Origin of the sequence: Pseudomonas sp. NBRC 111143 (genome assembly GCF_001320965.1) — a bacterium.
In the GTDB taxonomy this organism is placed as follows: Bacteria; Pseudomonadota; Gammaproteobacteria; order Pseudomonadales; family Pseudomonadaceae; genus Aquipseudomonas; species Aquipseudomonas machongensis.
The window spans coordinates 1-12,962 of record NZ_BCBT01000035.1; the positions used below are offsets into that span (position 1 = coordinate 1).

9 protein-coding genes and 1 riboswitch are annotated in these 12,962 nt (G+C 66.0%); of the genes, 6 read left to right on the top strand and 3 right to left on the bottom strand.

Features of this window, described 5'->3' with window-relative positions; translation table 11 throughout:
* Positions 1-43 precede the first annotated feature (43 nt).
* Positions 44-691 (bottom strand): ankyrin repeat domain-containing protein, encoded by a 648-nt coding sequence (locus APH44_RS18460; protein ID WP_054893918.1) that lies wholly within the window; start codon positions 689-691, stop codon positions 44-46.
* Positions 692-854: 163 nt separating this feature from the next.
* Between APH44_RS18460 and APH44_RS18465 the strand changes: the two genes are divergently transcribed.
* The 5 genes from APH44_RS18465 (at position 855) to APH44_RS18485 (ending at position 8,567) form a co-directional block, all read left to right on the top strand.
* A complete protein-coding gene (locus APH44_RS18465; protein WP_054893919.1) occupies positions 855-1,736 on the top strand; it encodes a LysR substrate-binding domain-containing protein in 882 nt (293 codons plus the stop codon).
* Positions 1,737-1,781: 45 nt separating this feature from the next.
* A riboswitch (cobalamin riboswitch) is annotated at positions 1,782-1,980 on the top strand.
* A 98-nt stretch (positions 1,981-2,078) separates the two neighbouring features.
* Positions 2,079-3,146, top strand: coding sequence for a cobalamin biosynthesis protein CobW (gene cobW, locus APH44_RS18470; protein WP_054893920.1), 1,068 nt, complete (start codon positions 2,079-2,081; stop codon positions 3,144-3,146).
* Between the two features lie 3 nt (positions 3,147-3,149).
* A complete protein-coding gene (gene cobN, locus APH44_RS18475; RefSeq protein WP_054893921.1) occupies positions 3,150-6,899 on the top strand; it encodes a cobaltochelatase subunit CobN in 3,750 nt (1,249 codons plus the stop codon).
* Position 6,900: 1 nt separating this feature from the next.
* Positions 6,901-7,899, top strand: a complete 999-nt coding sequence (locus APH44_RS18480; RefSeq protein ID WP_054893922.1) for an ATP-binding protein — start codon at positions 6,901-6,903, stop codon at positions 7,897-7,899.
* Between the two features lie 53 nt (positions 7,900-7,952).
* Entirely contained in the window at positions 7,953-8,567 is a 615-nt protein-coding gene (locus tag APH44_RS18485; protein WP_054893923.1) for a VWA domain-containing protein, read from the top strand.
* A 102-nt stretch (positions 8,568-8,669) separates the two neighbouring features.
* Here the strand turns inward: APH44_RS18485 and APH44_RS18490 are convergent, their stop codons facing one another.
* Complete coding sequence (locus APH44_RS18490; protein ID WP_054893924.1) at positions 8,670-8,939, bottom strand: hypothetical protein; 270 nt, start codon at positions 8,937-8,939, stop codon at positions 8,670-8,672.
* A 333-nt stretch (positions 8,940-9,272) separates the two neighbouring features.
* On the opposite strand from APH44_RS18490, the gene APH44_RS18495 reads away from it, so the two are divergent.
* Positions 9,273-10,598, top strand: a complete 1,326-nt coding sequence (locus tag APH44_RS18495; RefSeq protein ID WP_054893925.1) for a sigma-54 dependent transcriptional regulator — start codon at positions 9,273-9,275, stop codon at positions 10,596-10,598.
* Between the two features lie 86 nt (positions 10,599-10,684).
* Here APH44_RS18495 and APH44_RS18500 read toward each other — a convergent pair whose 3' ends face one another.
* Complete coding sequence (locus tag APH44_RS18500) at positions 10,685-12,880, bottom strand: LTA synthase family protein (RefSeq protein ID WP_371105615.1); 2,196 nt, start codon at positions 12,878-12,880, stop codon at positions 10,685-10,687.
* Positions 12,881-12,962 lie beyond the last annotated feature (82 nt).

The following is a 12,962-nucleotide window of genomic DNA, read 5'->3' on the forward strand; positions in this document are numbered from 1 at the left end:
GTGGGAGCCAACTGTCTTTCACCTACCACCGACCAGCGCTTCATCAACGCTCCAGCAACGCCACCATCTCGGCATACCCGAGTGCCCGCGCATGCTCCAGCGCCGTCACGCCATCCTTGTCGGCAATCGCAGGGTCCGCGCCTGCCGCCAGCAGCCGACGCACGATGTCCACATGGCGCGGGCCGCCGTCGCCAAGGATCACTGCCTCCAGCAAGGCGGTCCAGTGCAACCGGTTGAGGTGGTTCACGTCCACGCCCGCGTCGATCAGTATCTGCACCGTTTCCACATGACCACGCTCGGCCGCCGGGATCAGCGCGGTGCCGCCGTAGCGGTTGGTGCTGGCGAGGTCGGCGCCGTGGGCCAGGGTCAGGCGCAGGATCTCGTTCAGGCCGCGGGCACCGGCATACAGGTAGGGGCTGTCGTGGATGTTGTCCTTGGCGTTGACGTCGGCGCCGGCTTCGATCAGCACTTTGGCCGCGTCGATATGGTTGCCGTGGGTCGCCGCCAGCAGGGGCGTGCGCCCTTGGCCATCGCGGCTGTCGAGCGCCAGCGGTTCCTTGAGCAAGCGACGGATGGCAGGTGCATCGCCGCGCTGGGCGGCATAAAGCAGGCGGGTATCCATGGAGGTGGTCTCGGCGTGGGCGGCAAGGCAGGTGAAGGCCAGCAGGCAGGCGGCGAGGATGTGGCGCATGCGTGGGGCTCCTGAGGCAAAACCTCATCCTAGGGAAAAAGTTGCCGGCGACTGAAACGAATTATCTGGATGACCGGTAGTGGATTTCCGAATGCATCAGCGTTGCCCGGCGTGAAGGGCCATGCTAGAAGTCAAGCTCGTCATTTGAAAACCGAATACCCTCATGTCCATCAGCGTAAAACCGAATAGGGCTCTGTTCGACCTCGACCTGTTGCGCGCCATCGTCGTGGTCGCCGATTGCGGCAGCTTCACCACGGCTGCCGCGCGCCTGCATTCGACCCAGTCGACCATCAGCCAGAAGGTGCGACGCCTCGAGGAGATGGTCGGCCATCGCCTGCTGGTGCGTGGCAATCGCGACGTGCTGCCCACCGACGCCGGGCAGACGCTGCTTGGCTATGCCAGGCACATGCTGGCGCTGAACGACCAGATGCTCGAGGCCCTGGCCGGGGCCATGGTTGGCGTCACCGTGCGCCTTGGCGTGCCCGAAGATTTCGTCGGCGGGCGAACCACCAATGCGCTGTCGGCGTTCAGCCGCCTGCACCCGCAGGTCAAGCTGGAAGTCACCAGCGGTCTGTGCCGCGACCTGAGCCAGGCCTACGACAATGGCGAACTCGACCTGGTGCTGCTCAAGCAGCGGCGCAACAGCCGCGAGGGCGTGTCCTGCTGGCCCGAGCGTCTGCAATGGATCGACAGCGTACGCATGCCGGCCTTCGAGCTTGACCCGGTGCCCTTGGTCACCTTTCCGCCGCGCGGGCTGTACCGCGAAGACATGATCCATGCCATCGAAGGCATGGGCCGCCGCTGGCGAATCAGCTTCACCAGCTCCAGCCTGTCCGGGATCCAGGCCGCGGTGGCCGACGGCATGGGCGTGAGCCTGCTGCCGCCGCGCGCGGCCACCGCCGAGCACCGGGTGCTGGGGGCGGCGCAAGGTTTGCCGGAGGTGGACAGCTACGAGATCGTCATCGTCCACCGGCCAACGGCCGACGTGATGGTCAAGGCCCTGGCGCAGGTGCTGACCGAGCTGCTGGCCGGGGATGGCATCTGAAGGCTCCGATCAGCGTCAGACGGTTGACCACCTGCGCACCACTGCGTAGCCTTGCCGCTTCGAGGTTCTCCGGCGCTGCCGGAGCTAAGACGGGAACGCGGTACAAGCCGCGGCTGCCCCCGCAACTGTAAGCACTGAACAGGTTCGACACAGCCACTGCGCCCACGCGCGGGAAGGCGTCGCCCTGACGGCTGGACGTCGTGCAGTGCAAGCCAGGAGACCTGCCTCGCAACGTTTTCGACTTTCAACCGGGCGGGGTGATCCGGTGGCGAGCGAGTCCGGCCGGTCGGCCGCGGCTTTCGTCCCGCATGCCCGCACCATTGCTGCCAAGGGCATCGCCACATGAAAACACTGGCCAAACTTCCCGTCACCATCGTCACCGGCTTCCTCGGCTCGGGCAAGACCACCTTGCTTCGCCACATGCTCGACAACGCCCAGGGGCGACGCATCGCGGTCATCGTCAACGAGTTTGGCGAGTTGGGTATCGACGGCGAGATCCTCAAGCAGTGCAGCATCGGCTGCACCGAGGAAGAGGCCAACGGCCGCGTCTATGAGCTGGCCAACGGCTGCCTGTGCTGCACCGTGCAGGAAGAGTTCTTCCCGGTGATGCGTGAGCTGGTCGCCCGTCGCGGTGACCTGGACCACATTCTCATCGAGACCAGTGGCCTGGCCCTGCCCAAACCGCTGGTGCAAGCCTTCCAGTGGCCGGAAATCCGCAATGCCTGCACCGTCGATGCGGTGATCACCGTGGTCGACAGTCCGGCCGTGGCCGCCGGCACCTTCGCCGCCTACCCGGACCAGGTCGACGCCCAGCGCAAGCTGGACCCCAACCTGGACCACGAATCCCCGCTGCACGAGCTGTTCGCCGACCAGCTGGCCAGTGCCGATCTGGTGGTGCTGAACAAGGCTGACCTGATCGACGCCGAGGGCCTGGCCAAGGTCCGCGCCGAAGTCGCCGAAGAACTGCCGCCGGCCGTCAAGGTGATCGAGGCCAGCAGCGGTCGCCTGCCGCTGGATGTGTTGCTGGGCGTAGGGGCCGAGTCCGAAGTGCATATCGATGGCCGTCGCACCCACCACGATTCGCACCACGACGGCGACGATCATGACGATCATGATCATGACGCCTTCGACTCCATCTCCATCGACCTGCCTGAAGCGGACGAAAGCCTGCTGCTCGATGCCCTGACGCAGTTGGTCACCGAGTTCGGCATCCTGCGTGCCAAAGGTTTTGCCGCGATCCCCGGCAAGCCGATGCGCCTGTTGATCCAAGGTGTGGGCACGCGCTTCGACAAGCACTTCGACCGCGCCTGGCGCAGCGACGAGCCGCGCATCACCCGCCTGGTGCTGATCGGCCAGGACCTCGACGCGGCACAGTTGGAAGCGCGCCTGCGCCAGGCCCTGGGCGCCTGATCCATGCACCTGCTGCGGACCCAGCCCGGCGGCTTCGTGCCGGACGACAGCATTGCCGACCTCGGCCAGACGCCCGCCGAGCTGGTGATTCTCTGCAGCGGTGACTCTCACCTGGCACTGCTCGCCGAAACCGCCGAGCAGCTGCCGGACGATTTCCCCAGCCTGCGCCTGGCCAACCCCATGCAGGTGCAGAACCACGCCTCCGTCGACCTGTACATCGATGAGGTGTTGCGTCACGCCAAGGTGATCCTGGTGTCGCTGCACGGCGGTGTCGGCTACTGGCGCTATGGCGTAGAACAGTTGGTCGAACTCGCGGCGCGTGGCGTGCAGTTGATCCTGGTGCCCGGCGATGACCGCCCCGACCCTGAGCTGACGCAGTTGGGCACGGTGCCGACCGAGCAGGCCGAGCGGCTCTGGCACTACCTGCGCCAGGGCGGCAAGGCCAATGCGGTCAACCTGTTCAATTGCCTGGCCAGCCAGTGGCTGGGGCGCGACTATGCCTGGGACGAACCCCAGCCGCTGCCGCGCACCACGGTCTACCACCCCGGCAAGCCCAGTGCAGGGCTTGAAGACTGGTTCCCCGAGTGGCACCCGGAGCATCCGGTGGCGCCGATCCTGTTCTACCGCTCGCACCTGCAGGCCGCCAACACCGCGTTCATCGATGTGTTCTGCCAGCGCGTGCAGGCGGCCGGGCTGAACCCATTGCCGATCGCAGTCGCCAGCCTCAAGGAGTCGGCCTGTCTGGAACAGGTCGAGGCGTGGCTCGACGAGGTCGGCGCCGAGGTGGTGATCAACACCACAGGCTTTGCCTTGTCCAGCCCGGAGCGGCCCAATCTGCGCCCGCTGCGCCGCGACGTGCCGGTGTTGCAGGCGATCTGCGCCCAGGACAACCAGCCCGGCTGGGAAGCCAGCGAGCAGGGCTTGGGCGCGCGCGACCTGGCGATGCACATCGCCTTGCCGGAGCTGGACGGGCGCATCATCACCCGGCCGGTCAGCTTCAAGGACCTGGCCTGGCGCAGCGAGCGCAGCCAGTCCGATGTGGTCTGCTACAAGGCCCATCCCGAACGCATGGATTTCGTCGCCGAACTGGCGCGGCGCTGGGTCGAGCTGGCGCGACTGCCCAATGCCCAGAAGCGTGTGGCGCTGGTGCTGGCCAACTATCCGACCCGCGACGGGCGTATCGGCAATGGCGTAGGGCTCGACACGCCGGGCGCCGCGCTCAACATCCTGCATGCCCTGCAGGCCGAGGGCTACCCGGTTGCGGGCCTGCCGCAGACGGGCACGGCGCTGATCCACGAACTGCTCGGCGGCGTGACCAACGACCTGGACCACCTCGACCAGCGTCCCTGTGCCCAGAGCCTGTCCCTGGGCGACTACCTCGCGGCCTTCGCCTGCCTGCCCGAGGCCAACCAGCAGGCAGTGCGCGAACGCTGGGGCTCGCCCGAGCAAGACCCGATGTTCCGCAACGGCCGGATGATGATCGCCGGTCTGCGCTACGGCCTGACCTTCGTCGGCATCCAGCCGGCCCGGGGCTACCAGGTAGACCCGAGCGCGGTGTATCACGACCCGGACCTGGTGCCGCCGCACGGCTACCTGGCGTTCCATTTCTGGTTGCGCAACGGCTTTGCCGCCGATGCGCTGATCCATGTCGGCAAGCACGGCAACCTGGAGTGGCTGCCCGGCAAGGGCGTCGGACTGTCCGCCGAGTGCTGGCCGGATGCGCTGCTCGGCCCACTGCCGAACATCTACCCGTTCATCGTCAACGACCCCGGTGAAGGTGCCCAGGCCAAGCGCCGCACCCAGGCGGTGATCATCGATCACCTGATGCCGCCGCTGACCCGCGCCGAAACCTACGGGCCGCTGCGGCATCTGGAGCAGTTGGCCGACGAATACTACGAGGCGCAACTGCTCGACCCGCGCCGCGCCCGCGAGCTGCAGCGCGACATTCTCGAACTGGTCAAGGCCAACCATATCGACCGTGACCTGCAGCTCGAAGGGCAACTGGACGATGCGGCTGTCTGGCTGCCGCGCCTGGACACTTATTTATGCGACTTGAAAGAGTCGCAGATTCGCGATGGCTTGCATGTCTTTGGTCAGTCGCCGCAAGGCCGCCTGCGCAGCGATACGCTGCTGGCGCTGCTGCGGGTCGATCGTGGTGACGGCCGCGGCGGCAACGCCAGCCTGCTGCGCGCACTGGCACGTGCTCTGGAACTGGCGTTCGACCCGCTGGACTGCGACCTTGGTCAGGCTTGGCAAGGGCCGCGTCCCGAGCTGCTGCAGGCGCTGGATGCTGCGTTGTGGCGCACCCAGGGTGATACCCGTGAACGTCTGGAGATGCTCGCCCTGGCCCTGATCGAAGGGCGCCTGGCAGCACCCGATACCGCGCAATGGCAGGCGGTGCATGCCGTGCTGCAGGCACTCGCCGACGAAGTCGCGCCGAACCTGGATGCTTGTGGCGCCGCCGAGATCGACGGCCTGCTCGCGGCCCTGGCCGGGCGTTTTGTGCCGGCAGGCCCCAGCGGCGCACCCAGTCGCGGGCGTCTGGACGTGCTGCCTACCGGACGCAACTTCTATACCGTGGATGTGCGCAACCTGCCCACCACCACCGCCTGGCGCCTGGGCTTTGCCTCGGCCAGCCTGATCCTCGAGCGCCACCTGCAGGAGCATGGTGATCACCTGCGTCAGCTCGGGCTGTCGGTCTGGGGCACGGCGACCATGCGCACCGGCGGTGACGATATCGCCCAGGCCATGGCGCTGATGGGGGTGAGGCCGGTATGGGCCACCGGCAGCCAGCGGGTCGATGACTTCGAAATCCTGCCCCTGAGCCTGCTCGATCGCCCGCGGGTCGATGTAACCTTGCGCGTGTCGGGGTTCTTCCGCGATGCCTTCGGCAACCTGATCCGCCTGTTCGACGCGGCGGTACAGGCCGTGGCGGCGCTGGATGAGCCGGACGACCTCAACCCGTTGGCTGCCCGTGTGCGTGCCGAGCGCGCGGCGCTGCTGGCGCAGGGTGTCGATGTCGAGCAGGCCTCGCGCCAGGCGGGTTGGCGGGTTTTCGGCGCCAAGCCGGGTGCCTATGGCGCGGGTGTGCAGAACGCCATCGACGGACGCCTCTGGCAGGGGCGCGCCGACTTGGCCGAGGTCTACCTCAATCATGGCGGCTATGCCTATGGTGCTGCCGATGAAGGCACGCCGGCACGGGCCCAGTTCGCCCAGCGCCTGGGGCAGGTCCAGGCGGTGTTGCAGAACCAGGACAACCACGAGCACGACCTGCTCGACTCCAACGACTACTACCAGTTCCAGGGCGGCATGCTCGCAGCTGCCGAAACCCTGGCCGGCGCCACGGTCGCCAGCTACCACGGCGACCACAGCCAGGTCGATCGCCCGCGTATCCGCACCCTCAAGGAGGAGCTGAACCGGGTGATCCGCGCGCGTGCGCTGAACCCGAAGTGGATCGACGGGGTCAAGCGTCACGGCTATAAAGGTGCCTTCGAACTGGCGGCGACGGTCGACAACCTGTTCGCCTTCGATGCCACCACTCACCTGATCGACGATCACCATTACCAGTCGCTGGCCGATGCCTACGTGCTCGATCCGGCGACCCGAGCATTCATGCGCGAGCATAACCCGCACGCCTTGCACGATCTGACCGAACGGTTGCTGGAAGCCCAGCAGCGCGGTCTGTGGCAGGCGCCGGGCGATTACCGCGAGGCCCTCGAGCAGCAGTTGCTCGACGGCGAGGAAGAGGCCTGAAATGACCGAACCCCTGCAGTTCCCCCTGGCCGCCGTGGTCGGTGCCGAAGACCTCAAGCTGGCGCTGTGCCTGACCGCCATCGACCCGAAGATCGGCGGTGTGCTGATCGAAGGTCCGCGTGGCATGGCCAAGAGCACCTTGGCCCGGGGCCTGGCCGACCTGCTCGGCGCAGGCCCTTTCGTCACCCTGCCGCTGGGCGCGACCGAAGAGCGGCTGGTCGGTACTCTGGATCTTGATGCTGCGCTGGGGCAGGGCAAGGCACGCTTCTCGGCGGGCGTGCTGGCCCAGGCGGATGGTGGGGTGCTCTATGTGGATGAGGTCAACCTGCTGCCCGACCCACTGGTGGACCTGCTGCTGGATGTGGCGGCCAGCGGCACCAACCGTGTCGAGCGCGACGGCATCTCGCACCGTCACGCCGCGCGTTTCGTGCTGATCGGCACCATGAATCCGGAAGAGGGCGAGCTGCGTCCGCAGTTGCTCGACCGTTTCGGCTTGAACATCGCCCTTGAAGGCGCGCCTGAGCCGAACGACCGTCAGCAGATCATCCGCCGCCGCCTGGCATTCGACAGCGACCCCGAGGCCTTCTGCGCGCAGTGGGCAGCGGCCCAGGCGCAGTTGCGCGACCGCTGCCAGCACGCGCGTGAGCGCCTGCCGGCCATTGCCCTGGACGACCAGGCGCTGGCCTGGATCACCGAGCGTTGTTTCGCTGCGGGTGTCGATGGCCTGCGTGCCGACCTGGTCTGGTTGCGGGCGGCACGCGCCCATGCCGCGTGGCGCGGTGCTGCGGCCATCGGCGAGGAAGATGTAGAGGCTGTGGCCGAATTTGCCTTGCGCCATCGCCGCCGTAGTGCAGAGCCGCCCGCTGGCTCGAACACGCCACCTCAGGGCGGCCAGCAGTCGCAAGACCCGAGTGGACAAGGTGACTGGGGGGCAATGGAGGCACAACCGGTGAGCGCAGGTGCCCGGCGCGAGGTGCCGAACTGGGCAAAAAAGCCCTGAGCATCCGCGCACGAAGTGGTTCAGCGGCGGATGCCAGGCCCCGTGCCGGAAAACTGACAGGTGCCAGCCGTGGACGCGCCCGTGCAGCCGCTGACGGTCGGGTCGCCTGGCTGCCGACCCTGCTCAAGGGGCGGCCGCGCCGTGTCGAGGACCTGTGCTGGCAGCAACGCCGTGGGCAAGCGCCGGAACTGTGGTTGGTGATCGTCGATGCGTCGGCGTCAACCCGCCGCCACCAATCCCTTGCGCAAGCCAAGGGGCTGCTGGAGACCTTCTTCGACCAGGCCTACCGCCAGCGTGCGCGCCTGGCGTTGCTGACCGCCAGCGGCAGCACGCCACAGTGGCAGCGTCATGGCCTGAAGGCTTCGGCTGCGCTTCAGCCCTGGCTGCGTGCGCTCGGGGCGGGGGGCGGCACGCCGTTGCTCGCGGCCCTGGAAGAGGCGCGCCAGTGGTTGCTGCGCCGTGGCAAAGCGCACCCCGGGGAGGTCCAGCGCTGCCTGGTGCTGACCGACGGGCGCCTGCAACGCTGGAAGCCTGTGCAGCCGATGCCCTGTGCCTGCGTGCTGGTCGATATCGAGACGGCGCCGGTGCGCCTGGGGCGGGCACGGCAACTCGCTGCGCAACTGCAGGCGGATTACCAGCATGTCGAGCAGTTCAACGTTGTTGAATAAAGTGGGCGCGCGACAATAAGTCGCACAAACTGAAAGTTGCCGAAGCGGCAGGGGGAAAGTTGCACAAGTGCGCGACAAGACGCGCACCTGTGCGACGGCAAGTTATGCCTTGGGCATGGACCAGGGTTGCAGGTCGTAGCCTTTTTCGAACAGCTCGGCGCGGACTTCCTCGATCAGGCTGGCCCATTGCGCAGGGTCCGAATAGATGCGCGAGGATACCTGCTTGCTGCCGATGCGGGTGCTGGTCCGGTCGATCACTGCCAGGCTCAGTTCACCAGTACCGTTGGGTGCATCCCAGGCAACGCACTGGAAGGGTTCGAAGGCGTGGTCGGCGATCAGCAGTGCTTCGTTGACACGGAGCGGGGCATTCATGGTTCGGTCTCTCTTGTAGTCCCAAACAGCAAATGTGTGTCCGCGCAGGGTAAAGAAATGAACGATTGCAGCGCGGGGTTATTGGTACTGATGCTCCGGGTCGTGGGTGAAGTCACATGGCAGTCGAAAATTTTTTTATAACGGTAAAAGTTATCCGTTGTATGTGCCGCCTGTGACGCCGGTTATTGGCAAAAATTCCAGGTTCGCTTTGTGTGACGGCATTTGGCAGACAAACGGTAGTGGGCACCGTCAGGTTCGTTGCTACTGTTAATTCGGGCGCCGCAACTTACTGTTTCTAATTAAAAAACTGAAAATTGGCGCCAAGGATAGGTCATGCTTGAACCTGCATCCCAACGCCGTCTGCTGATTGTCGACCCCTGCGACGATTGCCACCGTCTACTGCCGGGCCTGCGGGGCGCCGGTTGGGATGTGCGCAGTTGCACCCTGGGCGCTGCGCTCGAACATCCTTGTGACGTCGGCCTGTTGCGATTGCAGGCCTCGCACCTGCGTCACCAGGATGCCGTCAAGGATCTGATCAAGCGCAGCAATACCGAATGGATCGCCGTGCTCAGCGCCGAAGAGTTGCGCATGCAGAACGTCGGCGATTTCGTCTGTGAGTGGTTCTTTGACTTCCATACCCTGCCATTCGATGTTTCCCGGGTGCAGGTCACCCTCGGGCGGGCGTTCGGCATGGCGCGCCTGCGTGGCAAGGGGGCAGTGCGGGTCGATGAGCCCGAGCACGAACTGCTCGGCGAGAGCCGACCCATCCGCGAGTTACGCAAGCTGCTCGGCAAGCTGGCGCCGACCGAGTCGCCCGTACTGATCCGTGGCGAGAGCGGCACCGGCAAGGAGCTGGTGGCGCGTACGCTGCATCGTCAGTCGCAGCGGCATGACAAGCCATTCATTGCCATCAATTGCGGGGCCATCCCCGAGCATCTGATCCAGTCCGAGCTGTTTGGCCACGAGAAAGGTGCCTTTACCGGCGCGCATCAACGCAAGGTCGGGCGTATCGAGGCGGCGCACGGCGGTACGCTGTTCCTCGACGAGATTGGCGACCTGCCTCTGGAGTTGCAGGCCAATCTGCTGCGTTTTCTGCAGGAAAAGCACATCGAGCGCGTCGGCGGCAGCCAGCCGATTCCGGTGGATGCGCGGGTGCTGGCGGCGACCCACGTGGACCTGGAACAGGCGATCGAGCGTGGCAGGTTTCGTGAAGACCTGTACTACCGGCTCAATGTTCTGCAAGTGGTGACTGCGCCTCTGCGCGACCGCCACGGTGACCTGTCGATGCTGGCCAGCCATTTCTCGCATTTTTACAGCCTGGAAACCGGGCGCCGGCCGCGTTCGTTCAGCGACAATGCCCTGGCGGCCATGGGGCGCCACGAGTGGCCGGGCAACGTACGCGAACTGGCCAACCGTGTACGTCGCGGACTGGTGCTGGCCGAGGGACGGCAGATCGAGGCGCAGGATCTGGGGTTGCAGGTGCTGGAGGAAGCCGAGGCGCCGCTAGGGACGCTGGAGGACTACAAGCACCGGGCTGAACGCCAGGCGCTGTGCGATGTGCTCAACCGCCACAGTGACAACATGAGCATCGCGGCGAAGGTGCTGGGGGTTTCCCGACCGACCTTCTACCGCTTGCTGCACAAGCATCAGATCCGCTGAATCCTGCAGGAGCGGCGGTTCGGCGCTCCGACTTGCCCGCGAAAAAGACACCGCGATGCCTGGCACGGATCACGCCCGCTTTTGATTCAACTCGACTGCGCGATGTGGCCGTCGTCCTGTATTTCCTCGATCACGTCCTCTTCTCCCGGCAGGGCGGTGATCACGCTGAAATCGCTGACTTCCACTTCACCCCCGCCATAGCCGAGCAGGTGGAAGGAGAACGCCTTGCGCTCGATGGGGTTGTCGAAGCCGAACTCCAGCTCCATCGGCTGGTCGGCCGTGACCAGGATCTCCTCGGGCAACCCCAGCGGTACGTCCTGTTCCTGCTGCTTGGCCTTGAGCTGGATGTGCGCCCGGTGGGCAGGGTCGAGCGAGCGCACCTTGACCCGCACCCGGGTGTGCGAACCTTGGGGCATTTCCAGGTACTGCGCGCCGATCAGATTGTCGGCCCAGTCGTCACGAATGCGCTTGTGCAGAGGAATGGCCGACGGCCCGCCAAATTGGTAGCGCAGGTTCAACGGGGTTTGCAGCAACGATTGGTCCAGCACGCCGGCCAGCGCTGTGATCTGGCGGCCCAGCGAGGCTTCGCCGCGGCCGAGGAACTGCGCCTGGTCGGCGAGGAATCCCTCGCTTGCGTAGCGTCGGCAGCGTTGCTGGAAGTCGCATTCGCTGAAGGTGCCGCGGCCATCGTGGTAGCGCAGCATGCCGTTGGTGAAAGAGATCATTTCCCGGCCGCTGTCGTAGTCGCGGTACAGCGAGCGACCGGCCAGGGCGGCGGGAATCGGCAGCGCGAAGTAGTCGAGCAGCGATGTGGCCAGGTCGACATGGCCGTAGGTGCCGGGCTTGATCTTCGGCAACTGTGCCTGTTCGGGTGCGAGGGTGAGGTTGAAGCCCCAGGACGAGGCCAGGCGCACACCGTCGATGCCGTGGGACTCGTCCGAAGTGATGACCACCAGGGTGTCCTTGAGCACGCCCTGGCGTTCGAGGGCGTCGAGGAACGCGCCCAGGGCGTCGTCCAGGTAGGCGACCGCCGCCTGTTTGGCGCTGTCGTAGCGTTGCAGGTAATCGTCTGGTGCGGAGTAGGGCTGGTGGGTGCCGACCGTGAGCAGGGTCAGCATCCACGGCTGGCGCTGTTTGCGCAGCTCACCGACATAGCCCAGCGCGCCCTCGAAGAAGGCCTTGTCGTCCTTGCCCCAGGGGAACTCGAGGTAGTTGTCGTTGCGGAACCACTCAAGGCCGTGCACCGAGTCGAAGCCGATGTGCGGCATGATCCGGTCCTTGGCCATGAAGCGCAGGCCGGCGCCCTGCAGGTAGTGGGTGCTGAAGCCGGCCTGGCGCAATTGTGCGGGCAGGCAGGCCTGGTTGCGCAGGTCCTGGGTCAGCAGCTCGACACCCTTGGGCGTGCCGTTGGCGAGCTTGTCGTAATCGCCGCAGAGCATGGCGTACAGGCCACGAATGGTCTGATGGGTGTGCAGGACATAATCGGGTGTGTTCATGCCGCGTTCGGCCCAGCGGCTGAGGTTGGGCATCAGGTCGTCATCGAAACGGCTGTGCAGGGCTTGCCGGTTGGCGCGCACATAGGCGCCGGGGATCCCTTCGAGGGTAATGACCAGCAGGTTGCGTGCGCTGCCGGGGGCTTCGAACAGCCTGCGGCCGTCGAGGTCGGCCTGGGTCAGGCCGGCGCTGGGCAGCGGTGTGACCGTCAGGTCGTGGCCCAGCCAGGCCTGTGCCTTGAGTTGCAGGTCGCTGGTGCCTGCCGAGAGCAGTTGATGGGAGAGATTGTACTGACGCCACTGGTCGGCATCGGAAGGTATCAGGTGCTCGCTGCCCCAGTGCGCGGCGAGCAGTACTGCAGGGGCGGCCCAGGCCGCACGTGGCAACGCCGGGGCGGGTTGGCCGCGCTGCAGCCAGCGGGTCAGCAGCCAGGCTGAAAGGGCGGCACCGAGGGTCCAGGGCAGCCAGGGATGAGCAAGGGCTCCGCCGGTGGAGTTTTCCATGAACTGTGGGTCGAACAGATAGCCCAGATCGCTGCTGTTCGGCAGGCGCCCGACCGCACTGACCAGCTCGGCCGAAGCCACCAGCAGCCCACCCCAGGCCAGCAGCACCGGCAGTGCCAGCCACCAGGGGCTGCGCTGCAACAGCAGTACCAGCAGGATGCCGATCGCCAGGTCCGATAGGTACCCCAGCGGATCGGACCAACCCAGCAGTGCGCGGGCGGCCAGGGGGATCACCACGACCAGCACTGCCAGGGTGGCGAGCCGAGCGCGGGGATGGCCAAGCATGTTCTTCACGAAACGTCCTTCCTTGCCATGAAACAGTCACAAAAATGTGCTGCATCATAACAGCCCCCTCACGGGAAGGCCG